At 71.2% G+C, this 25,781-nt stretch carries 19 protein-coding genes, 1 other RNA gene and 1 pseudogene; 17 read left to right on the top strand and 4 right to left on the bottom strand.

Features of this window, described 5'->3' with window-relative positions; all coding sequences use genetic code 11:
• Positions 1-2 precede the first annotated feature (2 nt).
• Positions 3-1,355 (bottom strand): ABC transporter substrate-binding protein, encoded by a 1,353-nt coding sequence (locus ACWDO5_RS13735; protein ID WP_450530474.1) that lies wholly within the window; start codon positions 1,353-1,355, stop codon positions 3-5.
• Positions 1,356-1,515: 160 nt separating this feature from the next.
• Positions 1,516-4,902 carry an FHA domain-containing protein gene (locus tag ACWDO5_RS13730; RefSeq protein ID WP_450530473.1) on the bottom strand — a complete coding sequence of 1,129 codons (3,387 nt, stop codon included), beginning with the start codon at positions 4,900-4,902 and terminating at the stop codon, positions 1,516-1,518.
• Between the two features lie 440 nt (positions 4,903-5,342).
• Between ACWDO5_RS13730 and ACWDO5_RS13725 the strand changes: the two genes are divergently transcribed.
• From ACWDO5_RS13725 to ACWDO5_RS13710, 4 genes are all read left to right on the top strand, one after another.
• Positions 5,343-6,986 (top strand): serine/threonine-protein kinase, encoded by a 1,644-nt coding sequence (locus tag ACWDO5_RS13725; protein ID WP_450530472.1) that lies wholly within the window; start codon positions 5,343-5,345, stop codon positions 6,984-6,986.
• 222 nt (positions 6,987-7,208) lie between these two features.
• On the top strand, positions 7,209-8,480 hold the full coding sequence (locus ACWDO5_RS13720) for a serine/threonine-protein kinase (protein WP_450530471.1): 1,272 nt from the start codon (positions 7,209-7,211) through the stop codon (positions 8,478-8,480).
• A 38-nt stretch (positions 8,481-8,518) separates the two neighbouring features.
• Positions 8,519-9,625 (top strand): peptide chain release factor 2, encoded by a 1,107-nt coding sequence (gene prfB, locus ACWDO5_RS13715; RefSeq protein WP_450530470.1) that lies wholly within the window; start codon positions 8,519-8,521, stop codon positions 9,623-9,625.
• A 270-nt stretch (positions 9,626-9,895) separates the two neighbouring features.
• Positions 9,896-10,546, top strand: coding sequence for an LPXTG cell wall anchor domain-containing protein (locus tag ACWDO5_RS13710; RefSeq protein WP_450530469.1), 651 nt, complete (start codon positions 9,896-9,898; stop codon positions 10,544-10,546).
• 96 nt (positions 10,547-10,642) lie between these two features.
• Here ACWDO5_RS13710 and ACWDO5_RS13705 read toward each other — a convergent pair whose 3' ends face one another.
• Entirely contained in the window at positions 10,643-10,837 is a 195-nt protein-coding gene (locus tag ACWDO5_RS13705) for a hypothetical protein (RefSeq protein ID WP_450530468.1), read from the bottom strand.
• Positions 10,838-11,085: 248 nt separating this feature from the next.
• Here ACWDO5_RS13705 and ftsE point away from each other — a divergent pair, with 248 nt between their 5' ends.
• The 5 genes from ftsE (at position 11,086) to ssrA (ending at position 14,933) form a co-directional block, all read left to right on the top strand.
• Positions 11,086-11,775: a cell division ATP-binding protein FtsE gene (gene ftsE / locus ACWDO5_RS13700; RefSeq protein ID WP_215092120.1), complete on the top strand. Its 690-nt coding sequence runs from the start codon at positions 11,086-11,088 to the stop codon at positions 11,773-11,775.
• A gap of 40 nt (positions 11,776-11,815) precedes the next feature.
• Entirely contained in the window at positions 11,816-12,733 is a 918-nt protein-coding gene (ftsX, locus tag ACWDO5_RS13695; RefSeq protein ID WP_450530467.1) for a permease-like cell division protein FtsX, read from the top strand.
• Positions 12,734-12,800: 67 nt separating this feature from the next.
• Positions 12,801-13,952: a S41 family peptidase gene (locus ACWDO5_RS13690; protein WP_450530466.1), complete on the top strand. Its 1,152-nt coding sequence runs from the start codon at positions 12,801-12,803 to the stop codon at positions 13,950-13,952.
• Positions 13,953-13,970: 18 nt separating this feature from the next.
• Positions 13,971-14,450: an SsrA-binding protein SmpB gene (gene smpB, locus ACWDO5_RS13685; protein ID WP_450530465.1), complete on the top strand. Its 480-nt coding sequence runs from the start codon at positions 13,971-13,973 to the stop codon at positions 14,448-14,450.
• Positions 14,451-14,548: 98 nt separating this feature from the next.
• Positions 14,549-14,933: a transfer-messenger RNA gene (ssrA, locus tag ACWDO5_RS13680) on the top strand.
• Positions 14,934-14,960: 27 nt separating this feature from the next.
• On the opposite strand, the gene ACWDO5_RS13675 is transcribed toward ssrA, so the two are convergent.
• Positions 14,961-16,370 (bottom strand): MFS transporter, encoded by a 1,410-nt coding sequence (locus ACWDO5_RS13675; RefSeq protein WP_450530464.1) that lies wholly within the window; start codon positions 16,368-16,370, stop codon positions 14,961-14,963.
• Between the two features lie 96 nt (positions 16,371-16,466).
• On the opposite strand from ACWDO5_RS13675, the gene ACWDO5_RS13670 reads away from it, so the two are divergent.
• From ACWDO5_RS13670 to ACWDO5_RS13635, 8 genes and pseudogenes are all read left to right on the top strand, one after another.
• The gene (locus tag ACWDO5_RS13670) at positions 16,467-17,447 is read left to right on the top strand and encodes a LysR family transcriptional regulator (protein WP_450530502.1); all 981 of its coding nucleotides are present in this window, start codon (positions 16,467-16,469) and stop codon (positions 17,445-17,447) included.
• A gap of 95 nt (positions 17,448-17,542) precedes the next feature.
• Positions 17,543-18,883 carry a nitrate/nitrite transporter gene (locus ACWDO5_RS13665; RefSeq protein WP_450530463.1) on the top strand — a complete coding sequence of 447 codons (1,341 nt, stop codon included), beginning with the start codon at positions 17,543-17,545 and terminating at the stop codon, positions 18,881-18,883.
• Between the two features lie 85 nt (positions 18,884-18,968).
• Complete coding sequence (locus tag ACWDO5_RS13660) at positions 18,969-20,111, top strand: uroporphyrinogen-III synthase (protein ID WP_450530462.1); 1,143 nt, start codon at positions 18,969-18,971, stop codon at positions 20,109-20,111.
• A gap of 264 nt (positions 20,112-20,375) precedes the next feature.
• Positions 20,376-20,984, top strand: a complete 609-nt coding sequence (locus ACWDO5_RS13655) for a CGNR zinc finger domain-containing protein (RefSeq protein ID WP_450530461.1) — start codon at positions 20,376-20,378, stop codon at positions 20,982-20,984.
• Between the two features lie 126 nt (positions 20,985-21,110).
• Positions 21,111-21,698, top strand: a complete 588-nt coding sequence (locus ACWDO5_RS13650) for a sigma-70 family RNA polymerase sigma factor (protein ID WP_307663109.1) — start codon at positions 21,111-21,113, stop codon at positions 21,696-21,698.
• Positions 21,695-22,522: an anti-sigma factor family protein gene (locus ACWDO5_RS13645; RefSeq protein WP_450530460.1), complete on the top strand. Its 828-nt coding sequence runs from the start codon at positions 21,695-21,697 to the stop codon at positions 22,520-22,522. The genes ACWDO5_RS13650 and ACWDO5_RS13645 overlap by 4 nt, the downstream gene beginning before the upstream one ends.
• A gap of 61 nt (positions 22,523-22,583) precedes the next feature.
• Entirely contained in the window at positions 22,584-24,884 is a 2,301-nt protein-coding gene (locus ACWDO5_RS13640) for a HelD family protein (protein WP_450530459.1), read from the top strand.
• Positions 24,885-25,290: 406 nt separating this feature from the next.
• Positions 25,291-25,781: pseudogene (locus ACWDO5_RS13635) on the top strand (NAD-dependent malic enzyme); the annotation flags it as partial.

Here is a 25,781-nt window from a genome sequence, read left to right as displayed (position 1 = left end):
CGTCAGCTCTTGTACGCCTTGGCCGCGTCCGACTCCAGCTTCTGCTGGGCCCCCGCGACATCCTTCGGGTTCTTCAGGAAGTCCTGCAGCGCCTTCCACTCACCCTTGCCGGGCGTGCCACCGAACGACTGCGGCATCTGGTCCGACATGTCGAAGCGGAAGTCGTCGCCCGCCTCGATCAGCGCCTTGGCGATGTCGCGCTGCACGTCATTGGGGTACGCCGCGAGGTCCAGGGCCTTGTTCGGGGAGATGAACCCGCCCGAGGAGGCCGAGATCTTCGCCGCGTCCGGAGAGGCGAGGAAGGTCAGCAGCGCCTGAGCGCCCTTGGAGTCCTTCAGCGCCACGGCCGCGTCTCCGCCCGTCACCACCGGAGGCTCCGAGCCGACCGCCGGGAACGGGAACACCTTCGCGTCCGTACCGATCTTGGCCTCGGTCTGCGCGATGTTGACGGTCACGAAGTCGCCCTCGAAGACCATCGCGCCCTTGGGCTGGTCGCCCCCGCTGAAGGTCTGGGTGACCGATGCCGGGAACTCCGTCTGCAGCGCGCCGTCCGCGCCGCCCGCGATCAGGGCGGGCTTGCCGAAGAGCTCGCCGAGCGTGGTCAGCGCGGTCTTCACGGACGGGTCGGTCCACTTGATCTTGTGCTGGGCGAGTTGGTCGTACTTCTCCGGGCCCGCCTGGGAGAGATAGACGTTCTCGAACCAGTCGGTGAGCGTCCAGCCGTCCGCGCCGGCCACCGAGACGGGGGTGACGCCCGACGCGGAGATCGTCTCGGCCGTCGACAGGAAGTCCTTCCAGGTCTTCGGCACCTGCGCACCCGCGTTCTCGAAGGCGGCGTTGTTGTACCAGACCAGGGACTTGTTGGCGGCCTTGTAATACACGCCGTACTGCGTGCCGTCCACCGCGCCGAGATCCTGCCAGCCCTTGGAGTAGTTCTTCGCCAGCTGCGCCTTGGCCTCCGCGCCGACGGGCTTGGCCCATTTACGCTGTACGGCCTGCTGGATCGCGCCCACCTGGGGGAGCATCGCGACATCGGGAGGACTGCCACCAGCGATCTTCGTACCGAGGAAGTTGACGATCGGGTCCTGCGCGGGGACGAACGTGACCGTGGCCCCGGTCCGCTTCTCGAACTCCTTGAGAACCTTGGTGAAGTTCTCCTGCTCGGGGCCGCTCCAGACCGCGGCTACTTCTATCTTCTCGCCGTTCAGCTTGGGCAGTTGGACCGTCGCCGACGACTCCGTGCCCTCGCCCGGTTTCGCCGGGTCGTCCTTGTTGTTGCCGCAGCCGGTGATGGCGAGGGCGCCGATGGCGGCGAACACCACTGCGGCCCTGCCCGTACGAAGAGTTGTGCGCATCACTGCCCCGTCTCTTCCGTGCGCTGTCCCGAGCGCTTTCCCGTGACCGACAGGTGTACGCCCGGTATCCGGGCGCCGCAATACCGCACCAGGCGTCAACAAGCCTTTTGTGATGGCCTTGTGACGTGATGTCATGTCAAAGGTCGGGCCTGTGCTGCGCTCAGGGGCGGGCCGGAGTCAGCGGCGGAACCGGAGCCGCGTCCACCGATCGTGCAGCTCGCTCCAGGGCACTGGCCAAGAGAGCCAAGTCCGTTGGGCCATTGCCCAGTTCGCGTACGGGACGACGGGTAGGCGGATCGCCCATCCGCTCCCACTCGAGCGGCACCACAGTGGGACGCAAGGTCCCCGTACGCGGAATGCGTCCCGTGACCCGGCCGCTCTGGAACGGCGTCACCCGGCCGTCCGGATGTCCGAGCCTGCCGCGACCCGGAGCGGGGTCCTCCGGTCCCGGTGAGGCGGGCGGCGGATCCAGCACCGCGCGCAACCGCGCACCCTGCGCCAGCTCCGTGTCCGCCGTGCGGTCGGGGCGCGCGGATGTCGCCACCAGATGTACGCCGAGCCGCTCGCCGTCGCGGGCCACGGCCTCCAGCGCCCGTACGACCGAACCGGCCGCGGGGCGTCCCGGGCTGCCGAGCGCCGGGGCGACCAGTGCGTCGAAGTCGTCCACCAGCACGACGAGCCGGGGCAGCGGGGCGGGCCCCTGCGCCTTCGTACGAGCGCCGGGGCGCAGCCGCAGCGTGCCTCCCCCTCGCTCCGCGGGGGGGACCCCCAAAGAGGAGTCCAGGTCGCCGCGCTGCTCGGCGGCGCTCGGCGGGCGCTGGCCCACCATCCGGTCGGCCACCTCGCGCTGCGTGTGCCACTCGGCGAAGCCCACGCTGCCCAGCAGCTCGGACCGGCGCTTCAGCTCGGCCCCCAGCGCCTGCGCGAAGGCTCGCATCCGGACCGGGTCACAGGCCACCAAGTGCTCCGTGACATGCGGGAGTTCCGTACAGGCCGCGAGCCCTTCGCCGCGCTCGCCGCCCGCGCCGTCGACAAGCAGCAGGCCGAGCCGGTCGGGGCGGCCCGCGGCGGCCAGCGAGGCCGCGACGGAACGCAGCAGCTCGGTACGGCCGCTGCCGGCCGGGCCCTCGATCAGCAGATGCGGGCCCTCCTCGGTCAGATCGACGGCCAGCGGGCCGTAGGGACTTGTCCCGAGCACGGCGGTGCCGTCGCCCGCGGACGCCCAGCGCGCCATCAGCGATGCGGGCGTGGCGCGGGCCAGACCCAGCTCGTCAAGGAGCCGCGCGGACCGGGGCAGCGCCACGGCCCTGCCCGGGTGAGCGCCCGTGCCCCCGCCCTCGGCACGCAGGGGTGCGAGCGCGCGGCCGAAGCGCTCCGCCCAGGCCGCGGACACCGCGTCCACCGCGCCGACCGTGCCGTGCCCGGCGGGCTGCCCGCCCGCCGTACGCATCAGGCGCAGCGCGGTCGCCACATCGCCGCTCAGCAGGGCGACCGCCCCGCACTCGCGGAAGGCGAGCGAGGCCGCGCACGCCGTCTCGTACGTCGCGGCGACCGGGGAGGCGGCCGAGGCCGCCGGGGTCTCGGCCAGACAGACCAGATGGATCCCGGCGGCCGAACCTGCCCCGGCCAGCCGGGCCGTCGTCTCGCGCAGAGCGGCCGAGCCCGGGTCGCCGTCGATGATGACGAGGGTGCGGGCCCCTTCGTACCGCGCGGCGGCCTCGGAGACGGACCTGTGGTCGGCGCTCGGCCAGCCGGGACCGAGCGGGCCGTCGTCCAGCCTGCGGGTGAGCTCCGCGCCGCGGGCGGTGGCCTGGTCCCGGTCGTACGCGAGCAGCAGCCGGCAGTCCTGGCCGTGGGCGGGCCGCAGATGGGGCAGCCAGCCGAGCCAGGCCCACTCGGCCCTGCGCTCCTCCAGGCTCCGCGTCCGGTCCGTGCTGATCAGCACGATCTCCAGGTCCACCGGCGAGTGCAGCGCGGCGAGCTGGGCCACTGCAGACCTGGCGAGACCGGCCAGCCGCGCCCGCGGCCCCGCGAGCCCCAGTGAACCGGCCTCCCGCAGGCCGACGGTCACCGGCACGGCGGGCAGCTCGGCCCGGTCGGTGGTGCCGAGCCGCACGACGAGTGACTCGGGATGCCCGGGCCCGCGCTCCCAGAGCCGCGGTCCGGGGCCGAGTGCGGTGAGCAGGACGGCGGCGGGGTCGGGCCAGCTCTCGACGACGGGCGAGGCGCTGAGGGGCGGCCCGGGATGCGGCGCGACCTCGGCGTGGGGCTGCTCCCGCCCGCCGGCCAGCCGTCTCGCCCAGGCACCTATGCCACGCCTGCGCCCGACACCCTCGGGCACACGGGTGCCGTGCGCGGGAGTGCCATGCCCCTTGGGTCCGGCGGCGGAAGGCTGGTCCTGACCGTCGGCAGCCCTGGCATGCACGGTGTCGCCCTGGGGCTCGCCCGCGGGACTGCTCGGGTACAGCGTCCCGGCGTCGCCCCGGCCTGAGCTGGTGGGGGCCGACGGGGCGTGGGGGTCGTACTGGGTGGTCACGTGGGGGGTGGTGCTGCGCGGGGCGTAAGCGTCGGGGCCGGGGCCCCCGGGGGCGTACGCGTCTGGGCCGGGGCCGTCCTGCGAACCGCCGGAGACAAGGCCCGAACCGCCGGAGCCGGTGCCGTACGGAGCAGGCCCGGCAGGATGGCGAGGGGCCGGCGCGGGGCCGCCGGGGCCTGAACTACCGGAGCCGGTGCCGTACGGAGCCGACCCGGCACGACCGAAACCGCCCTGTCCCGGGCTGCCGGCGCCCGATCCGCCCGGCCCGGAGGCATGCGCAGCCGACCCCCCACCGCCCGCTTCGCCCGGCCGCCCGTCAGGGCCTTCCGCGCCGGTATCTCGCGTCACCCGCAGGTGTCCCTCGCCGTCCGGAGCCGTGGCCAGACCCGGCGTCCGGTCGCACGGGGCCAGGCGGAGCGTCGATTCGCCCAGGCGCAGCAGCGCGCCCGCCGGCAGGCGGACCGGGCGCGCGCTCACCGTTGTGCCGTCCAGCGTTGTGCCGTTCGTCGAGCCGAGGTCCGCGACCGTGACGCGGCCGTCCTCGGCGACCGTGACCGCGCAGTGCAGCCGCGAGACGTCCGGGTCGTCCAGCGGCACGTCCGCGTCGGCGGAGCGGCCGATCCTGATCCGGCCGCCGTGCAGCAGATGGACGCCGCCCGCGTCCGGGCCCGCCACCACATGGAGCTGGGCGGACGCGTCCTCGATGGGCGACTCGTCATCGCGGGGGATCTGCAGGGAGAGCACCGCGCCGTCCACCAGCGGCGGCTCACCCAGGGTGCGGCGCTGGGCGTCGAGCCGCTCCTGGCCCGCGAACAGCACGACCGAGCCCGAGACGTCCGTGCCGGCGACGGCCGCCGCCAGACGGGAGGCCACGGCGGCCAGCGCCGTCCCAGCGGGTGCGGTGATCAGCACGTCGCACGCGCGCCCCGGGGAGCCATGTCCCGCATATGCGTGTCCCGCGGCCGCGGACTGCCCGCTGCACGGCGCGAGGACGGTCAGCCGGATCTGCATCGCCGTCAGCAATCCCTTCTGCGCGGGGTACCCGGCAGGAGCCGCCCTGTGATCGCCCCCACCCGGCAGGTCGGCACGCGGCGCGAGGCTCCTTCCCTCACGACTCCGTGCTGAGGGCATCCTCGCACCTGCCACTGACAACACGCCCGGGGGCCACCCGTAAGTGATCTTGATTGGTCGGCTCTGGACGTAAAAATGCCTGGTTGGGATCTGATCCGGAAGGTCAGTGACGTGCGCGGCACGGCCGTTCGGCAACCATCCGTACGATGCCCGCGTCTTATTTCGAACACCGCTGGGCAGGCGAGGGCACGGCAACCGGACGGGCAACTGGAGGACGACCGCCGGTCTCCCGTCCAGCGGCACTAAAGTGGGTCGGACACCCGGGCAGGGCACAGTGTCCCGGGACCACGCAAGGACACGATCAGCAGGGAGCACATGACGTGCGGCCGGTAGGCAGCAAGTACCTGCTCGAGGAGCCCCTCGGGCGTGGCGCCACGGGTACCGTCTGGCGAGCGCGCCAGCGCGAGACCGCGGGCGCCGAGGCGGCCGTGGCGGGCCAGCCCGGCGAGACCGTTGCGATCAAGGTCCTCAAGGAGGAGCTGGCGAACGACGCGGACGTGGTGATGCGCTTCCTGCGCGAGCGCTCCGTCCTGCTCCGCCTGACCCACCCGAACATCGTGCGCACCCGAGACCTCGTCGTCGAGGGCGATCTCCTCGCGCTCGTCATGGACCTGGTCGACGGCCCCGACCTGCACCGTTATCTCCGCGACAACGGCCCCTTGACGCCGGTCGCCGCGTCCCTCCTCACCGCCCAGATCGCGGACGCGCTCGCCGCCAGCCACGCCGACGGCGTCGTCCACCGCGACCTCAAGCCCGCGAACGTCCTGCTCAAGAACGACGCCGACGGCCAGATGCACCCGATGCTGACCGATTTCGGCATCGCGCGCCTCGCGGACTCCCCGGGCCTGACCCGTACGCACGAATTCGTCGGCACGCCCGCATACGTCGCGCCCGAGTCCGCCGAGGGCCGCCCGCAGACCTCCGCCGTCGACATCTACGGCGCGGGCATCCTGCTGTACGAACTCGTCACCGGCAGGCCCCCGTTCGCGGGCGGCACCGCGCTCGAAGTGCTCCACCGCCACCTGAGCGAGGAGCCGCGTCGCCCCACCACCGTTCCCGAGCCGCTGTGGACGGTCATAGAGCGCTGCCTGCGCAAGGAGCCCGCCGAGCGGCCCAGCGCCGAGAACCTCGCCCGCGGGCTGCGCACGGTCGCGGCCGGTATCGGCGTGCACTCCTCCTCCGCGCAGGTCGAGGCCGCACTCGGGGTCGCCGCGCTGCTCGCGCCCGACCCCTCGCCGGCCCCGGTACCCGGCCTCCCGGACGCGGCCGACCCGACACAGGTGCTGCCGAGCAACACCGGTGCGTACAACCCCCCTGCGTACGACCCCAATGGCGCGACCAGCGTCATGCAGCAGACGGGCACCCCGCCCAGCGGCGCCGACCCGACCGCGGCCATGCCCCCCGTACCTCCGGGCCCGCCGCGTCCCGAGGACCCGCACCCCTGGCAGTCCCAGCTCCAGGCGGCGCGCGACCGCAACGAGCAGACGCAGGTCCAGTACCTCGACCCGAGCCAGGACCCGCTGCGCCGTCGCCCGCAGCGCCAGCAGCAGCGGCCACAGCAGCCGCCGCAGCGCCCGCAGCAGCAGTACGCACCGCAGGCCCAGCCTCAGCGCCCGCAGCCGCAGCGGTACGCCCCGCCACCGCCGCAGCAACAGCAGTACGCGCCTCCGCAGCCGCCGCCCCAGCAGCCCGTCCCGCGCCGGCCGAGGCAGCGCAGCGCCAACCCGATGCGGATCCCGGGCCTCGGCTGCCTCAAGGGCTGCCTGTTCAGCGTGGTCCTGCTCTTCGTCGCGGGCTGGCTGATCTGGGAGCTGACCCCGCTCCAGGGCTGGGTCGCGCAGGGCACGAGCTACTGGCAGGCGATCGGCAACGGCATCTCGAAGGTGACGGGCTGGATCTCGAGCCTCGGCGCCTCCGACCCGGGCTCCGGCAACACGGGCACCAGTTCCGGCACCGGGCCGTAGCCACTGAGTGGATTTGTCGACTTCTACGGGCCTAATTCGCCCGCAGAAGTGAAGGTTGGCGCCATCCTGGGCACACAGCCCCCTGATGCCCGCGTACTTTACTCAGGTGCGCCTCGCGTGTCCCCGTCGGTCACGGTGCCTGGCCCGCTTGTCGGGCCGGGGGTCCGGGGGTCGTCCCCCGGGTGGACACAGCGGGCAACGCCAGCCGCTGAGGGAGCAGTCTTGGCACGGAATATCGGCAGCCGGTACACGGCCCACCAGATCCTGGGGCGGGGCAGCGCGGGCACGGTGTGGCTCGGCGAGGGCCCCGAAGGCCCCGTCGCCATCAAGCTGTTGCGCGAGGACCTGGCGTCCGACCAGGAGCTGGTCGGACGCTTCGTACAGGAGCGCACGGCCCTGCTCGGACTCGAGCACCCGAGTGTCGTCGGCGTCCGCGACCTCGTCGTCGACGGCAACGACCTGGCGCTCGTCATGGATCTCGTCCGCGGCACCGATCTGCGCACCCGTCTCGACCGGGAGCGCCGCCTCGCCCCCGAGGCGGCGGTCGCGATCATCGCGGACGTCGCCGACGGCCTCGCCGCCGCCCACTCCGCCGGGGTCGTCCACCGTGACGTCAAGCCCGAGAACATCCTCCTCGACATGGAGGGCCCGCTCGGCCCCGCAGGATCCCACCCGGCGCTGCTCACCGACTTCGGCGTTGCCAAGCTGATCGACACCCCGCGCCGCACCAAGGCGCTGCGTCCCACCGGCGCGAACGCGCCGAACCCGTCGGGCATCATCGGCACCCCCGACTACATCGCCCCGGAGATCGTCGAGGGCCTGCCGCCCCGGGCCGCGGTCGACATCTACGCCCTCGCCACCGTCCTGTACGAGCTCCTCGCCGGCTTCACCCCCTTCGGCGGCGGGCACCCCGGCGCGGTCCTGCGCCGCCATGTCACCGAGAGCGTGGTCCCCCTCCCGGGCATCCCCGACGAGCTGTGGCAGCTCCTCGTCCAGTGTCTGGCGAAGGCCCCCGCCTCCCGCCTGCGCGCCTCCGAGCTGGCCACCCGCCTGCACGACCTGCTCCCGCTCCTCGCCGGCATTCCGCCGCTCGACGTCGACGAGCCGGACGCCGAGCCGCCCTCGGAGCCGTACGAGGACGTGGTGCAGGCCACCTCCGGCGAACCCCGTCGCCGCGGCGCCGTCCCCCTCGTCCCCGGCGCAGCCCCCGCGGACTCCAACCGCGACACCCACACCTCGATGCGCGTCCCGGCCCCGGACGAGCTCGCGGGCGGCGCCCGCGGCACGGCCCGCGCCCCTCGCACGCCCGGCCAGCGCCGCCCGGGATCGGCCCGCCACAAGTCCGACACGGTCCGCAAGCGCCGCATCACCCTGGGGGTCGCGGCGCTCGCGGCGGCCGTGGCGGTGGGCGTGGGCGGCTGGCTGGCCACGAGCGACGACGGCACGGACGCGCCCCCGCAGGACTCGAAGCAGTCGGCGCCCGCGGAACCCTAGGGGGTCGGGGTGTCGCGCCCAGCCGTTACGCTGGACGCGTGGCAGTCGTCGATGTATCCGAAGAGCTGAAGTCCCTCTCCTCGACCATGGGGTCGATCGAGGCCGTCCTGGACCTCGAGAAGATGAGGGCAGATATTGCCGTGCTCGAGGAGCAGGCCGCGGCCCCGTCCCTCTGGGACGACCCGGAGGCGGCGCAGAAGATCACCAGCAAGCTTTCGCACCTCCAGGCCGAGCTCCGCAAGACCGAGGCGCTCCGTAACCGGATCGACGACCTGAGCGTGCTCTTCGAGCTCGCCGAGGCCGAGGACGACGCGGACACCCTCGCCGAGGCCGAGTCCGAGCTCGCCGACGTCCGCAAGGCGCTGGACGAGATGGAAGTACGCACGCTGCTGTCCGGCGAGTACGACGAGCGCGAAGCGCTGGTCAACATCCGCGCCGAGGCCGGCGGCGTCGACGCCTCCGACTTCGCCGAGCGCCTGCAGCGTATGTATCTGCGCTGGGCCGAGCGCCACGGCCACTCCACCGAGGTCTACGAGACGTCGTACGCCGAAGAGGCCGGCATCAAGTCGACCACCTTCGTGGTGAAGGCGCCGTACGCCTACGGCACGCTCTCCGTCGAGCAGGGCACGCACCGCCTGGTGCGTATCTCGCCGTTCGACAACCAGGGCCGCCGCCAGACGTCCTTCGCCGGTGTCGAGGTGCTTCCCGTCGTCGAGAAGACGGACCACATCGAGATCGACGAGACCGAGCTGCGCGTCGATGTCTACCGCGCGTCAGGACCTGGCGGTCAGGGCGTCAACACCACCGACTCGGCAGTGCGTCTGACGCACATCCCGACCGGCATCGTCGTCTCCTGTCAGAACGAGCGCTCCCAGATCCAGAACAAGGCGAGCGCGATGAACGTCCTGCAGGCGAAGCTGCTTGAGCGCCGCCGTCAGGAGGAGCAGGCCAAGATGGACGCCCTCAAGGGTGACGGCGGCAACTCCTGGGGAAACCAGATGCGTTCGTACGTCCTGCACCCGTACCAAATGGTCAAGGACCTGCGTACGGAGTTCGAAGTGGGCAACCCGCAGGCGGTACTTGACGGCGAGATCGACGGTTTCCTGGAGGCCGGAATTCGCTGGCGCAAGCAACAGGAGAAGTAACAGCTCGCTTTGTCGACAAGGGAACTGCCGCCCTCGGGGCGGCAGTTCCCTTTTTATGTCACAGTTGCATCCGCGCAGGTCAGGCAAGCTCCCGCATACCGGACATCGCACGCGCAACGACCTTGACGCAGTTGCGAAAACTGGGAAAGCTGACGCGCGGCATGCGTATCTCTGGGGCGCGTGTGAACGGGGGAAGAGTAATGCCCCCCCCAACGGCAGTTGCCCCGGGCGCTGCTCCATTGACGATTAGCTACTGGGGGTAGCAACCAGATGACCAAGAAGACGCGGATCCGTGTGGCGCGAATAGCGGCCGGCGCGGTGATCGCTGCCGGTGCGTCGCTGACCGCCGCCGGCGCAGCCTCGGCCGTCGGGGGCGATCTCAACCTGGGTCCCCTCACGGTGAAGGCCAATGTCGACCAGAGTGGCGTCGAGGCCGGTCTCGGTATCGACGGCGATCCCACCGTGATCCCGGACCCGACGGTGACGCCGCCGACGACCCCGCCGGTGACGCCGGACCCGCCGACGACGCCGCCGACCACCCCGGAGCCGCCGACGACGCCGCCGACCACCCCGGAGCCGCCGACGACGCCGCCGACCACGCCGGAGCCGCCGACGGGCACGCCCACCGACCAGCCGACCGGCGACCCGTCCGAGAACCCGACGAGCCCGACGACCCCAGGTAACGGCAACGACGCCGGCACCTGCACCGTCGACCTCAACGGTGCCCAGTGCGCCGACAACACCGACACCGACAGCGCCGGCTCCCAGCCGGTCGAGCAGGGTGCGGCCAAGGAGGAGCTGGCGCAGACCGGCGCCGCCGAGACCACCTTCCTGCTCATCGGTGCCGCGACGATGATCGCCGGTGGCATCGGCTTCCGTATGCTGCCGCGTCTCGTCGGTGGCGGTCGCACCGTCGCCTGAGCGACAAGCCACGAGCGACACAGCGCGTAGCAGTACGCGGAAGGGGCCCGGGGTGCGCTACAGCACCCCGGGCCCTTCCGTATGCGTATAGCTGTCCTACGCGGTCTGGTGCGCGGCCAGCAGCGCCACGGCCGCGATCAACACCACCAGCAAGGTCAGCAGCGCCACCGGGCTCAGGCCGCCGAAGGGGCCCTGCTGCTGCAGTCGCTCGCGGTTCGCCCGGCAGACCGGGCAGCGACCCTCTGTGACCGGGGCCGCGCAGTTGGCGCACACCAATCGGTCGTAGGTCATGCGCTCTCCTCCTCCCGCACGCCCGAGCCGCAGGCGCGGACCGTAAGCACAGTTCTCTCCGACAACGCTCAGGGATACGCCACTGTTCCCCTACCACTGTGCCAGCTCGCGCGTGTTTCGGCGCGCCCCGCCGGATTACACCCGTTCCACGACGGGACAAAATGCGCAACATGGGACGTCGACTGCGCACGCCAGTCCGCTTCGCGTAAGGTCACGCACACCTACTCCCGGCCGACCGTGGTGCACCCGTGATCCGATTCGACAACGTCTCCAAGACCTACCCCAAGCAGAGCCGCCCCGCCCTGCGCGACGTCTCACTCGACATCGCCAAGGGAGAGTTCGTCTTCCTCGTCGGCTCGTCCGGTTCCGGAAAGTCGACCTTCCTGCGGCTGGTCCTGCGCGAGGAGCGCGCCAGCCAGGGCCTCGTGCACGTCCTCGGCAAGGACCTGGCCCGGCTGTCCAACTGGAAGGTGCCGCAGATGCGCCGCCAGCTGGGCACGGTCTTCCAGGACTTCCGGCTGCTGCCCAACAAGACCGTCGCGGAGAACGTGGCGTTCGCGCAGGAGGTCATCGGCAAGCCGCGCGGTGAGATCCGCAAGGCCGTGCCGCAGGTCCTCGACCTCGTCGGCCTCGGCGGCAAGGAGGACCGGATGCCCGGTGAGCTCTCCGGCGGTGAGCAGCAGCGCGTGGCGATCGCGCGGGCCTTCGTCAACCGCCCCATGCTGCTGATCGCGGACGAGCCGACCGGCAACCTCGACCCGCAGACCTCCGTGGGCATCATGAAGCTGCTGGACCGGATCAACAGGACCGGTACCACGGTGATCATGGCGACTCACGACCAGAACATCGTCGACCAGATGCGCAAGCGCGTCATCGAGCTCGAGAAGGGCCGTCTCGTGCGTGACCAGGCGCGCGGCGTCTACGGCTACCAGCACTGAGCCCGTAGAGCGACACGACTGAAAGGCTGAAAGACTCGCCATGCGCGCCCAGTTCGTACTGTCGGAGATCGGCGTCGGTCTCCGCCGCAATCTCACGATGACCTTCGCCGTCATTGTCTCCGTAGCCCTTTCGCTCGCCCTCTTCGGCGGTGCGCTGCTCATGCGTGAGCAGGTCAGCACGATGAAGGACTTCTGGTACGACAAGGTCAACGTCTCGATCTTCCTCTGCAACAAGAACGACGCGGCGACGTCTCCCAAGTGCGCCAAGGGCGCCGTCACCGCCCAGCAGAAGCAGCAGATCGAAGCCGATCTCAACAAGATGGACGTGGTTGCCACCGTCCAGAAGGAGACGGCCGAAGAGGCGTACAAGCACTACCGGGAGCAGTACGGCGACACTCCGATCGCGTCCACCATCACGCCGGACCAGATGCAGGAGTCGTTCCGGGTCAAACTGAAGAACCCGGAGAAGTACCAGGTCGTCGCGACCGCCTTCGCGGGCCGGGACGGTGTGCAGTCCGTCCAGGACCAGCGCAACATCCTGGAGAACCTCTTCTCCCTGATGAACGGCATGAATGTCGCCGCGCTCTTCGTGATGGCGCTGATGCTCGTGATTGCGCTGATGCTGATCGTCAACACCGTGCGCGTTTCGGCGTTCAGCCGCAGGCGTGAGACCGGCATCATGCGGCTGGTGGGAGCATCCAGCTTCTACATCCAGATGCCGTTCATCATGGAGGCCGCCTTCGCCGGTCTGCTCGGCGGTCTGGTCGCCTCCGCCATGCTGCTCGTTGGCCGGTACTTCCTGATCGACCACGGTCTGGCGCTGTCCCAGAAGATGCAACTGGTCAACTTCATCGGCTGGGACGCGGTGGTCACCAAGCTCCCGCTGGTGATCGCGATCGGGCTGCTGATGCCTGCCATGGCGGCTTTCGTCGCATTGCGCAAGTACCTCAAGGTGTGACAAGCACCCCTGGCGCCGTGCGGCCAACGGCCGTACGGCGCCCTTCGCTTGTCCTAGAGTGTTCGCCATGCCGGGCCCGGAGTTCAGCCGTCGGCCCCGCCGCATCTGCCGCGGGGCGGCCCTGACATTCGTCTTCGCGAGCGTCCTCGCCACCGCGGCCGCCACCAACGCGCTGCCGCGCGACAGATACGTTCCGCACCTCTCCGCCCGCTCCGCCGCCGCGACCGTCGACCGTGACGACGTCGCCCGCGCCGCTGCCGAGGCGATGGCCGACGGCAAGTCCGGTGCCGAAGCGGCCGAGGACATCGTCAGCCGCAGCGGGGACCGCTGGGGTGCGGTGTACGACAAGAGCGAGTACGAAGAGTTCGAGCAGGACCTCGACGGTGAGTACACCGGTGTGGGCCTGTGGGCGCGCCGGACCGGCGCCGGGCGGGTGCAGGTCGCCAGGGTCCAGCCAGGCGGCCCCGCCGCCAAGGCGGGCATCAAGGCCGGCGACCAGCTCCGTACGATCGACGGCCGCACGGTCGACCAGCGTCCCGTCACCGAGGTCGTGGCGCTGCTGCGCGGCGGCGACGGTACGAGAGTCACGCTGGGGCTGGAGCGCGACGGCCGGGCCTGGACCGAGAAGCTGCTGCGCACCACGCTGAAGACCGAGGCGGTCACCGTCCGGCAGCTGGCGGGCGGCGCCGTCATGATCAAGGTCGCCTCCTTCACCAAGGGCTCGGGCGCGCAGGTGCGGGACGCGGTCCGGGGCACCCCCGCGGGCACCGGCGTCCTGCTCGATCTGCGCGGCAATGCGGGCGGCCTGGTCGCCGAGGCCGTCACCGCCGCCTCCGCCTTCCTGGACGGCGGTCTGGTCGCCACGTACGACGTACGGGGCGAGCAGCGCGCGCTGTACGCGACGCCCGGCGGGGACACCGCCAGACCCGTGGTCGCCCTCGTCGACGGCGGCACGATGAGCGCCGCCGAGCTGGTCACCGGGGCGCTGCAGGACCGTGGCCGGGCGATCACCGTGGGTTCGCGCACCTTCGGCAAGGGCTCGGTCCAGATGCCCAGCAGGCTGCCCGACGGCTCGGTCGCCGAGCTGACCGTCGGCCACTACCGCACCCCGGCCGGGCACAGCGTCGACGGCCGGGGCATCACCCCGGACCTCGCGGCGAGCGAGGGGGCCGAGGAACGGGCCCAGACGGTATTGAGTGGCCTCGGGGGCGGGTCTTAGTGCGAAAATGACGGCACTATGGCTAAGGAACAAGGGCGCAAGCTGATCGCGCAGAACAAGAAGGCGCGGCACGACTACCAGATCCTCGACACCTACGAGTGCGGTCTCGTGCTGACGGGCACCGAGGTGAAGTCGCTGCGCCAGGGGCGGGCCTCGTTGGTGGACGGCTTCGTCCAGATCGACGGCCACGAAGCGTGGCTGCACAACGTGCACGTGCCGGAGTACACCCAGGGGACGTGGACCAACCACAGCGCGCGGCGCAAGCGGAAGCTGCTGATGCACCGCGCGGAGATCGACAAGCTCGAGTCGAAGTCGCAGGAGACGGGGCACACGATCGTGCCGCTGGTGCTGTACTTCAAGGATGGCCGGGCGAAGGTCGAGATCGCGCTGGCGAAGGGTAAGAAGGAGTACGACAAGCGTCAGACGCTGCGGGAGAAGCAGGACCAGCGGGAGACGGACCGCGCGATCTCGGCGGCGAAGCGGCGGCAGCGGGCCTGAGCGCCGACCGCGCGGGAATAGGCTGGCACGGTCGTGCGTTGGTCACGTACGATGGCACCTGCACCTCACAGCGGGTGCATGCATTGAAAACTCAACATGGGGATGATCGGTTTCGACAGCGGATGTCGAAGCAGGGGAAGCGAGCCGAGGAAGCGGCAATGATCTCGTTAACCATATGTCGCAACCAATAATCGCCACTTCCAAGAGCGATTCCCGCGCCTTCGCGCTCGCTGCCTAATTAGCAGCTAGCGAAGGCCTTCGGGTGTCAGCCCGGGGCTGTTCCCGACCCGGATCCTGGCATCAGCTAGGGAACTAAACCTCTAAGCCCGGTCACGGGGCGTAGAGGGAAATCAAACAGTGACTGAGCCCGTCGGAGACTTGTTCGCGTGATCTCCGGGGCTGAGAAAATCGCAGCGAACTGCGCTCGGAGAAGCCCTGATTCCGCACCGTTGGACGCGGGTTCGATTCCCGCCATCTCCACTCATCCCATGTGAGGCGAAGGCCCGGCTGTCACGACAGCCGGGCCTTCGTCGTGCCTGCCACCGCGAGGGCCACGACCAGGGCCAGCGCCGCCGCCGATGCCGGGACGGCGTAGCCGTGCGCCGCGCCCAGGTGCTCCACCGTCCAGCCGGCGGTCGCCGAGCCGGCCGCGATGCCGCCGAGGATCGCGGTGACGGCGAGCGTCATGCCCTCGTTCAGGCTGTTCCGCGGGGTCAGCCGCTGGACCAGGGTCATTCCGGTCACCATCGTCGGTGCGGTCGCCGCGCCCGCCAGCAGCAGGGAGACGGCGAGGACGGCCGCCGAGCCCGTGCGGGCGGCGAGCAGCGGCAGGGTCATCAGGGCCGTCATGGCGGCGAGAGTGCCGGCCAGCCGGCCGGGCAGGCTGCGGGCGGGGCGCATCGCCCCGTACAGCAGGCCCGCTGTGCAGGACCCGGCGGCCTGCAGCGCGAGCAGCAGGCCCGCCCCCGGGCTGTCCAGATACGCGAGCGTGGTGACCTCCAGCGCGCCGAAGACCGCGCCGGTGGCGAGGAAGACGGCGAGCAGTGGCGCCATCCCGGCCGTACGCAGCGGGGAGCGCGTCCCGGCCGGGCGGGGCGTGAGGGGCGGCTCGGTGGAGCGCTGGGCCGCGAAGACCAGTACGCCGGTGAGCATCAGGACAGCGCCCGTGAGCGTGCCCGCCTCCGGGAAGAGCGCGGCGCACAGGAACGCCGCGAGCACCGGTCCGAGCATGAAGCACAGCTCGTCGGCGGCCTGCTCGAAGGAGTTCGCGGTGTGCAGCGTGGCCGGGTCCCCGCGGTGGATGTGGGCCCAGCGGGCGCGGGACATGCCGCCGGTGTTGGGGGTGGTGGCGGTCGCGGCGTACGCGGCGAAGAGCGTCCAGTCGGGCGCGTCGTAGTGCACGCAGAGCAGGAGGGCCAGTGAGCCGAGCGCGGCGAGGGCGGTGGCGGGCACGGCGATACGGGCCTGCCCGTACCGGTCCACGAGCCGCGCGGTCCACGGCGCGACCAGCGCGGTGACGGCGAGCCCGGTCGCGGTGACGGCCCCGGCGAGGGTGTACGAGCCGCGCGATCCGGCGATCATGATGACGGCGCTGACGCTGAACATCCCCATGGGGAGGCGGGCGAGGAGATTGCCCGCGGTGAAGGCGCGGGCGCCGGGTGGCGCGAAGAGTTGCCGGTAGGGGGCGAGGGGCCCGGGCTTGCGGGGCTGTTCCCCTCCCCGCCCCTTCCCGGAACTGGGGGCAAGCCCCCGGACGCCGGTACGCCCTTCGGGCGTTGTCCTCAATCGCCGGCCGGCGGGAAATTCAAGCCTCGCCGGCGTTTGAGGCGCGGGGTCTGGGGCGGAGCCCCAGTTACCGGGAACACGCCCGCCGCACGCCTCGGCGGGAGTCGGCTGCGGGGAGTCGGGTGATTGCGGCATCCCGCCACCCTCGCGGCGCGGGCCGCCCACGGTCCAACACCTGCTCGTACGCCATTGACGCACTCGCGTTGTAAATTCAACGGCGTGCCCCGAGACATGGACCCCCGGCTGCTCCGCGCCTTCGTCGCCGTCGCCGGCGAGCTGCACTTCACCCGTGCCGCCGCCCGCCTGTATGTCGCGCAGCAGGCTCTCAGCCGCGGTATCCGCCGGCTGGAGCGCGAGTTGGGCGCCGAGTTGTTCGTACGGACCACCCGGCAGGTGACCCTCACGGCAGACGGCGAGCGGCTGCTGCCGTACGCCCGGCGGGTGCTGGCGGCCCAGGACGATCTGCTGGCCGCCGCCGCGGGGGCCTCGCGGCCGCTGCTCGTTGATCTCAACAGCGAGGGCATGGCATCCGGCCGAGTGCTGGCGCGGGCTCGGGAGATCGCCCCCGCGTGCGAGCTGATGGCCCGCTTCGAGAGCGGGCTGACCGGCGCCGCCGCCGAGATCGTCGCCGGGCGGCTCGATGTCTCCTTCGGGCGCTTTGCCGGGCTCGAACCGGCCGTACGGGCGCTCCTGTCCCATCAGCCCGTACGGTACGAGCCGATGGCCGTCCTGCTGCCGCACGACCACCCGCTCGCCGGGCGGGAGCGCATCCCGCTGGACGCGCTCGCGGGCGAGAGCGTGTACGCGGGGGCGGGCAATCCGCGGACCCTGGAGTGGACGGATCTGGCGCGCCGGCTCTTCGCCGGGCGGGGAATTCACATCGCGCCGCCCGCGCCCGTGGCCATCGGTGCCGAGGATTTCCGGCGGGTGATGGCCAAGACCCGCAACCCGGTCCTGGCGGTCGTCGATTTTCCGGCCATGCCGGACAGCGTGCTGCGCCCGGTCGTCGATCCCGTACCGCTTTCGCCTCTCTCGCTGGTCTGGCGCAAGGGGCTCCGTCACCCGGGCGTCGAGGCGCTGCGGGCGGCCGCCGCGCGACTGGCTGCCCAGGAGGGCTGGCTGGACCGTGATCCCGCCCACTGGCTGCCTGAAGACGACATATCGCTGATGAGTGACTCCCAGCGGCTCACAGACGCGCCGGCCGCCGGGTGAGAGCAAGGTTTCGCCCCGGTCACCTCGTGCCACCGGCGCCGAAACGCGCCGCTCCTAGCGTCCCTCTCACGACCCGACACCCGTGGAGGCTTGTGATGGCTGGCCGGTGGATCGAACAGTGGGACCCCGAGGACGAGACGTTCTGGGAGGCGCGGGGGGAGCGGATTGCCCGGCGCAATCTGGTCTTCTCCATCCTCTCCGAGCACATCGGGTTCTCGATCTGGACCTTGTGGTCCGTCCTGGTCCTGTTCATGGGACCGGAGTACGGGATCGACCCGGCCGGGAAGTTCTTCCTGGTGGCCATGGCGACACTGGTCGGCGCCTTCATCCGGGTCCCGTACACCTTCGCCGTCGCCCGCTTCGGCGGCCGCAACTGGACGATCGTCGCGGCGTCGATGCTGCTCCTGCCGACGGCCGCCGCCTTCTTGGTGATGGAGCCCGGGACCTCGTACACCACCTTCATGCTGGTCGCGATGCTCACCGGCGTCGGCGGCGGGAACTTCGCCTCGTCGATGACCAACATCAACTCCTTCTTCCCGCTGCGGAAGAAGGGCTGGGCGCTCGGGCTGAACGCGGGCGGTGGCAACATCGGGGTGCCCGTCGTGCAGCTGGCCGGGCTCGCGGTCATCGGCGCGGCCGGCGGACCGCGGGTGCTGCTCGGGATCTACCTTCCCTTCATCGCCGTCTCCGCGATCTGCGCCGCGCTCTTCATGGACAACCTCGCCCCGGTCAAGAACGACACCGGGGCGTCGAAGGACGCCGTGCGCGATCCGCACACCTGGATCATGTCCTTCCTCTACATCGGCACCTTCGGGTCGTTCATCGGCTACAGCTTCGCCTTCGGTCTGGTCCTCCAGACACAGTTCGGGCGTACGCCGCTGCAGGCCGCGTCCATCACCTTCATCGGGCCGCTGCTCGGCTCGCTGATCCGGCCGCTCGGCGGACGGCTCGCCGACCGCTACGGCGGCGCTCGCATCACCCTGTGGAACTTCCTCGGGATGGGGGCGGCCACCGGGGTCGTCGTACTCGCCTCGGTCCAGGAGTCGTTGGCGCTCTTCACCACCGCGTTCATCGCGCTCTTCGTGCTGACCGGGGTCGGCAACGGCTCCACGTACAAGATGATCCCGGCCATCTTCCAGGCGAAGGCGGTCGCGAAGGGCATGACCGGCGAGGCGGCGGCCGCGTACGGGCGGCGGCTGTCCGGCGCGTCCATGGGGCTGATCGGCGCGGTGGGCGCGCTCGGCGGGCTCGGCATCAACCTCGCCTTCCGCCAGTCCTTCCTGACCGCGGGCACCGGCACCTCGGCGTTCGTCGCCTTCCTCGCCTTCTACGCGGCCTGCTTCACCGTCACCTGGGCGGTATACCTTCGCCGGCCCGCCACCGCGGCGGCACCGGTGGCGGAGGCGAAGCCACAGCTCAGCTACGCAAAGGTGTAACACGGGGGAAATCCAGGCGAACCGAGCCTGTCACGCCCCATTGGCAAGCTCGGTCGACCCATCCGCACACGTGGGGACGACAGCCATGCAGGACAAACAGCTGCCCGGACCGCTCTCCGGATTCACCGTTGGCGTCACCGCGGCACGGCGCGCCGACGAGCTCGGCGCGCTCCTCTGCCGACGCGGCGCCGCCGTCGTCCATGCCCCCGCCCTGCGTATCGTTCCGCTCGCAGACGACGCCGAACTCCTGGCCGCCACCAAGGAGTTGATCGACCACGTGCCCGATGTGGTGGTCGCCACCACCGCGATCGGCTTCCGCGGCTGGGTGGAGGCCGCGGACGGCTGGGGGTACGGCGAGGAGCTGCTGGCCCGGCTGCGCGGTGTGGAAGTGCTGGCCCGCGGGCCGAAGGTGAAGGGCGCGATCCGCGCCGCCGGGCTGACCGAGGAGTGGTCCCCGGCGTCCGAATCCATGGCCGAGGTGCTCGACCGGCTGCTCACCCAGGGCGTCGCGGGCCGCCGGATCGCGCTCCAGCTGCACGGCGAGCCGCTGCCCGGTTTCGTCGAGTCGCTACGGGCCGGGGGCGCCGATGTCGTCGTCGTACCCGTCTACCGGTGGATGCCGCCGCAGGACCTCGCACCCCTCGACCGCATGCTTGACGCGACTGTCGCGCGCGCCCTGGACGCCCTCACCTTCACCAGCGCCCCGGCCGCCGCCTCGCTGCTCTCCCGCGCCGAGACCCGCGGACTCCTCCCGGAGCTGCTGCATGCCCTCGACCACGATGTGATGGCCGCCTGCGTGGGGCCGGTCACCGCGCTGCCGCTGCAGGCCCGCGGCGTCTCCACGGTGCAGCCGGAGCGCTTCCGGCTCGGCCCGCTGGTGCAGCTGGTCGGCCTTGAGCTGCCGTCCCGGGCCCGTACGCTCCCGGTCGCGGGCCACCGCGTCGAGATCCGTGGGCACGCGGTCCTGGTCGACGACGATCTGCGGAACGTGCCGCCCGCCGGAATGGCCCTGCTGCGCGCGCTGTCCCGGCGCCCCGGCTGGGTCGTCTCCCGCTCCGACCTGCTGCGGACGCTGCCGGGCGCGGGCCGCGACGAGCACGCCGTCGAGACGGCGATGGCCCGGCTGCGCACGGCACTCGGCGCGCCCAAGCTGATCCAGACAGTCGTCAAGCGGGGCTACCGGCTGGCGCTGGACCCGGCCGCCGACACCAAGTACGCGGACGTGTGACGACAAGTACGCGGACGTGTGACGACAAGTACGCGGACGTGGACAAGGACGCGGACGTGTGGCGACATACGAGAACGGTTGCGCCGGATTCCCGCCGCCGGCTCGTTGTTGAGCGGTACGCTCACCGCCTCCCGCACGACGACCCGCCGACTCCCTGACTGGATGGCGCGAGTTGCGGCCGGACGGTGCACGATGAGGGGTTCCGGCCGCACGCCCGGACGGGCACTCTGGTGGGGAGACCCGGAAGTGACCCGAGGGGGTGACATGCGCATGGCAGCATCCGCGACGGGTGCGGCCGCGTACGACTGGAGGTTCGACTCCGGGCGGATCTGCCTCGACCTGGTGGCGACCGCGGAGGCGGCCACCGGCGGGCGTGAGCCGCTGGACGGGCCCGGGCAGCTCGGCCGGTGGCTGGTCGGCGCCGGTCTGGTGCCCGCGGGCACCGGGCTCGCGGCCGTCGAGGGCCAGTGGGTGGGGCGCTTCGTCGAACTGCGCGACTGCGTGGGTCAGTTGGTGCGGGCTCAGCTCGAAGGCCGGTCTGCCGAGTCCGCGCTGGAGCGGGTCAACGCCCTCGCGGCGGGAGCGCCGCCGGGCATTCGCGCAGTACGCGACGCGCAGGGCTCGCTCGTACGGGCACTGAGCGACGCGCCCGAGTGCGGGGCGCTGCTCGCCGCCGTCGCCCGCGACGCCGTGGAGCTGCTGACCGACCCGCCGGCCAGGGCGAGGCTGCGGCAGTGCGAAGGCGACAACTGCCGCCGCGTCTACCTGGACACCTCCCGCGGACGGCGGCGGCGCTGGTGCTCCAGCGAGGTGTGCGGGAACCGCGTGCGGGTCGCCAGACACCGGCGCAGGGCCGCCGTGGCGAGGGCCTGAGACCGGTCCGGGGCCCGCGGTGAAAGATCTTGAAACGTTTCGGCGGGACTTTGAGTGATGCGTCTGCGGCCCCCGTAGTGATGGGGGAGAAACAGCCGAAGTCAGGGTCTCGACCGGGAGGTTCAGGTGCGCAAGGATGCCGCCGTGGCCGATGACCGTCCGCAAAGGGCCCGCCATCGCAGCGAGAAGCCACGCAACGACTCCTCAGTACCTGACGAGGAACTCATGCGCGCGCTGTATCGCGAACATGCGGGACCTTTGCTCGCTTATGTACTCCGCCTCGTCGCCGGCGACCGCCAGCGAGCCGAGGACGTGGTGCAGGAGACGCTCATCCGTGCCTGGAAGAACGCCGGTCAGCTCAACCGGGCCACCGGCTCTGTCCGACCCTGGCTGGTGACGGTTGCACGCCGCATCGTCATCGACGGTCACCGCAGCCGGCAGGCCCGGCCGCAGGAGGTCGACCCGTCGCCGCTGGAGGTCATGCCCGCGGAGGACGAGATCGACAAGGCGTTGTGGCTGATGACGCTCTCAGATGCGCTCGATGACTTGACGCCCGCCCACCGGGAAGTGCTTGTCGAGACGTATTTCAAGGGGCGTACGGTCAATGAGGCGGCCGAGACGCTCGGCATACCCAGTGGGACGGTGCGGTCCCGGGTGTTCTACGCACTCCGTTCCATGAAGCTCGCTCTGGAGGAGAGGGGGGTCACGGCATGACCATGCATGAGCAGGAATCCGTACACGATGCCGTCGGCGCGTATGTGCTCGGCATTCTGGACGAACGAGACGCCTCCGCCTTCGAGGCGCACCTGGCGGGCTGCGACATGTGCGCCGCCCACCTCGAGGAGTTCTCCGGGATGGAGCCGATGCTGGCCATGCTGGCGGAGGCCCCGGCGCCGGTGCAGCAGCCGAATGTGCTGAACCTTCCCGGCATGCGCTTCGCGCCCGACTTCCCGCCGCCCCGGCCGGTCCCCGTGGTGCCCACCGCGCCCAGCCCGCAGCTGCTCGGCGGACTGCTCGACGAGGTCGCCGTCAAGCGAGCGGCCAAGCGCCGGCGCGGCATGTATCTGATCGCGGCCGCCGCGGCCCTGATCATCGGCGGTCCCGCCGTCGCGGTCGTGGTCACGGCGGACGACCCCGGCAGCAGCCAGGCGCTCACCGATCCGCACCCCACCAGTCCCGCCGAGGACGCCTTCTTCAACCACATGCCCGAGAAGGTGCAGGCCACGGACGCGACCACCAAGGTCAGCGCGACCGTCGGCATGGAGGAGAAGGGCTGGGGCACCCACACCGTTCTCGAACTGAAGAACGTCAAGGGCCCGCTCAAGTGCAATCTGATCGCCGTCTCCAAGACCGGCGAGGAAGAGGTCGTGACCTCCTGGGCCGTCCCGAAATGGGGTTACGGCATCGCGGACAGCCCCAACAAGATGGCCAGGAACCCGCTCTACGTCCACGGTGGAGCGGCGATGGACCGGAACGACATCGACCACTTCGAGGTCCGCACCTTCGAGGGCAAGCGACTGGTGGAGGTCGGAGCCTGACAGATTCGCCCCCTTCGCGTACGGTTGACGGCTGCCCAGTGCACGTCAGAAGGGGGCCTCGGTGGCCGCGCAGGATGCCGCTGTCGAAACCGCTGATCCCGGTGTCGATTCCGTACGAGACCGCGAGATCGGTATCGAGCAGGAACACCTGAATCAGGTGTACCGCCGCCTCGAGGAGAAGATCCACGAGGCGGAGTTCCTCATGCACGATGCCGCCAAACGCGGGCAGGTCGGCACGCCGGGCGCGCTCGCCGAGCGGGACGCCCAGGTCTTCCGGGCGGGCGTGCACCTCAACCGGCTGAACAACGAGTTCGAGGACTTCCTGTTCGGGCGGATCGACCTGCTGCACGGCAAGGACGGCAAGAAGGGCCCGGACGGCGCGTACACCTCGGTCGAGCCCGCGGACGACGCCGTACGGGCGGACAACACGGCCGATATCGGGGAGACCCTGCACATCGGCCGTATCGGAGTCCTCGACTCCGACTACGCGCCGCTCGTCATCGACTGGCGCGCCCCGGCCGCCGCGCCCTTCTACCGCTCGACCCCGGTCGATCCGGGCCGGGTGGTACGCCGCCGGGTCATCCGCTCCAAGGGCCGCAAGGTCCTCGGCGTCGAGGACGACCTGATGCGCCCGGAGCTGACCGCCACGCTGGACGGGGCGAAGCTCCCGGTCATCGGGGACGGCGCGCTGATGGCGGCTCTCGGACAGGCCCGCAGCCACACCATGCGGGACATCGTCGCCTCCATCCAGGCGGAGCAGGACCTGGTGATCCGGGCCCCCGCCGCGTCCGTCACCTATGTGGAGGGCGGGCCCGGCACCGGCAAGACCGCGGTGGCCCTGCACCGGGCGGCGTATCTGCTCTACCAGGACCGCCGCCGGTATGCGGGCGGCATCCTGATCGTCTCGCCGACCCCGCTGCTCGTCGCGTACACCGAGGGCGTGCTGCCCTCGCTGGGCGAGGAGGGGCAGGTCGCGATCCGCGCGGTCGGCCATCTGGTTGACGGCGTGGAGGCCACGGCGTACGACGAACCTGCGGTGGCCCGCGTCAAGGGCTCCTCGCGGATGCTGAAGGTGCTCCGCAAGGCAGCGCGGGGCGTGCTGGAGCTTGGGGGCAGCCCGGACCGGCTGCGCGTCGTCGCCTTCGGGCGCCGCGTCGAGCTGGAGGCCGACGAGCTCCAGCGCATCCGCCTGGCCGTGCTGGGCGGCACCGCCCCGGTCAACCTGCTGCGCCCGCGCGCCCGCAGGCTGCTGCTCGACGCCCTGTACGCGAAGTCGGGCGCCGCGACACGTCACACCGACCCGGAACTCGCCGCCGAGCTGCGGTCCTCCTTCGACGAAGACGTGGCCACCGAGGATGCCTTCATCGGCTTCCTGGACGCCTGGTGGCCCGAGCTCACCCCGCGCCGGGTGCTCACCGCGATGGCCGACGAGAGGCTGCTCGGCCGCTGGGGGCGCCGGATCCTCAACCCGGGCGAGGTGCGCCGCCTCGCCCGCTCCCTGCGCCGCGAAGCCCTGTCCGTACACGACGTGGCGCTCCTCGACGAGCTGCAGACGCTGCTCGGCACCCCGGCCCGCCCCAGACGCAGACGCGAGCTCGATCCGCTGGACCAGCTCACCGGTCTGGAGGAGCTGATGCCGCAACGCGAGGAGACCCAGCGCGAGCGGGCCGAGCGGCTGGCGCAGGAACGTACCGAGTACGCGCATGTCATCGTCGACGAGGCGCAGGACCTGACGCCCATGCAGTGGCGGATGGTCGGCCGCCGCGGCCGGCACGCCACCTGGACGGTCGTCGGCGACCCGGCACAGTCGTCCTGGTCGTCCCCGGACGAGGCGGCCGAGGCCCGTGACGAGGCGCTCGGCTCCCGCCCGCGCCGCCGCTTCCAGCTCACCGTCAACTACCGCAACCCGGCTGAGATCGCCGAGCTCGCGGCCAAGGTGCTGGCCCTCGCCATGCCCGGCATGGAGTCCCCGTCCGCGGTCCGCTCCACGGGCGTGCAGCCGAGCTTCGCGGTCGTACGGGACGGGAATCTGGCCCAGACAGTACGGGCCGAGGCGCAGCGCCTGCTGGACCGGGTCGACGGCACGGTCGGTGTGGTCGTCGCGATGAACCGGCGCGAGCAGGCGGCGCGTTGGCTGGCCGGGCTCGGCGAACGCGTGGTCGCGCTCGGCTCGCTCGAGGCGAAGGGCCTGGAGTACGACGCGACGGTCGTCGTCTCGCCCGCGGAGATCGCGGACGAGTCCCCGGCCGGACTGCGGCTGCTGTACGTGGCGCTGACCCGGGCGACCCAGCAGTTGACGGTGGTCTCGGACCGGCGGGACGAGCCGGACGCGAACGGTGTGCCGGACCTGCTGCGGGACTGATGGAGAGTCAACCCCCGATGTGGGAATCACTTACCGGGGTTGGAGGTCCGGGGGCGCCCCAGGGAAAAGCACAGTGTTAGCCTTGTTGTGGCACCGGCTCGATCCAAGCCCCCGGGCCCAACCTTCGTCGCTACGAGCGACCACTTGCCGCGAGGCGAGCATGGCGGGTCGGTGCCACCTATTCGTACGAGATACAGGTCCGCGTCACCGCGAGGTGACGCCGGACCTGTATCTATTGGGGCATCCACCGGAACGGTCGCATCTCGTATGGTGGAAAAGAGTTTCCGAAAACAAAACGACCACTATTACCTGCTACTCGCAGGTAGGTGCGACCATCGGAAAGCGTCGCCGGGCACCAGCCGCGGCCGCACGGCAATGAAGCTAGCGAAAGCAGAGGAACCCGGTCATGGCAACGGCGCCCAGCGTCTCGTACTCGATGACGGTCCGGCTGGAGGTCCCCGCGAGCGGAACCGCGGTCTCCCAGCTGACCACGGCCGTGGAGTCCTCCGGCGGTTCTGTGATCGGCCTGGACGTGACCGCTTCCGGCCACGAGAAGCTGCGGATCGACGTCACGATCGCGGCGACCTCGACCACGCACGCCGACGAGATCGTCGAGGAGCTGCGCAAGATCGAGGGCGTCGTCCTCGGCAAGGTCTCCGACCGTACGTTCCTGATGCACCTCGGCGGCAAGATCGAGATGGCGTCCAAGCACCCCATCCGTAACCGTGACGATCTCTCGATGATCTACACGCCGGGCGTGGCGCGGGTCTGCATGGCGATCGCCGAGAACCCCGAGGACGCCCGCCGCCTCACCATCAAGCGCAACTCCGTTGCGGTGGTCACCGACGGCTCCGCCGTACTGGGCCTCGGCAACATCGGCCCGATGGCCGCGCTCCC

It is taken from the genome of Streptomyces sp. NPDC000880 (assembly GCF_053599675.1).
This window is presented reverse-complemented; position numbering and strand designations above follow the sequence as displayed.

Excerpts from the sequence above, each read along its gene's own strand:
- ACWDO5_RS13735 (WP_450530474.1), bottom strand. The coding sequence starts at position 1,355 with ATGCGCACAACTCTTCGTACGGGCAGGGCCGCAGTGGTGTTCGCCGCC.
- ACWDO5_RS13730 (WP_450530473.1), bottom strand. The coding sequence starts at position 4,902 with ATGCAGATCCGGCTGACCGTCCTCGCGCCGTGCAGCGGGCAGTCCGCG.
- ACWDO5_RS13710 (WP_450530469.1), top strand. The coding sequence starts at position 9,896 with ATGACCAAGAAGACGCGGATCCGTGTGGCGCGAATAGCGGCCGGCGCG.
- ACWDO5_RS13705 (WP_450530468.1), bottom strand. The coding sequence starts at position 10,837 with ATGACCTACGACCGATTGGTGTGCGCCAACTGCGCGGCCCCGGTCACA.
- ftsX (WP_450530467.1), top strand. The coding sequence starts at position 11,816 with ATGCGCGCCCAGTTCGTACTGTCGGAGATCGGCGTCGGTCTCCGCCGC.
- ACWDO5_RS13690 (WP_450530466.1), top strand. The coding sequence starts at position 12,801 with ATGCCGGGCCCGGAGTTCAGCCGTCGGCCCCGCCGCATCTGCCGCGGG.
- smpB (WP_450530465.1), top strand. The coding sequence starts at position 13,971 with ATGGCTAAGGAACAAGGGCGCAAGCTGATCGCGCAGAACAAGAAGGCG.
- ACWDO5_RS13675 (WP_450530464.1), bottom strand. The coding sequence starts at position 16,370 with ATGCCGCAATCACCCGACTCCCCGCAGCCGACTCCCGCCGAGGCGTGC.
- ACWDO5_RS13670 (WP_450530502.1), top strand. The coding sequence starts at position 16,467 with ATGGACCCCCGGCTGCTCCGCGCCTTCGTCGCCGTCGCCGGCGAGCTG.
- ACWDO5_RS13665 (WP_450530463.1), top strand. The coding sequence starts at position 17,543 with ATGGCTGGCCGGTGGATCGAACAGTGGGACCCCGAGGACGAGACGTTC.
- ACWDO5_RS13660 (WP_450530462.1), top strand. The coding sequence starts at position 18,969 with ATGCAGGACAAACAGCTGCCCGGACCGCTCTCCGGATTCACCGTTGGC.
- ACWDO5_RS13655 (WP_450530461.1), top strand. The coding sequence starts at position 20,376 with ATGCGCATGGCAGCATCCGCGACGGGTGCGGCCGCGTACGACTGGAGG.
- ACWDO5_RS13645 (WP_450530460.1), top strand. The coding sequence starts at position 21,695 with ATGACCATGCATGAGCAGGAATCCGTACACGATGCCGTCGGCGCGTAT.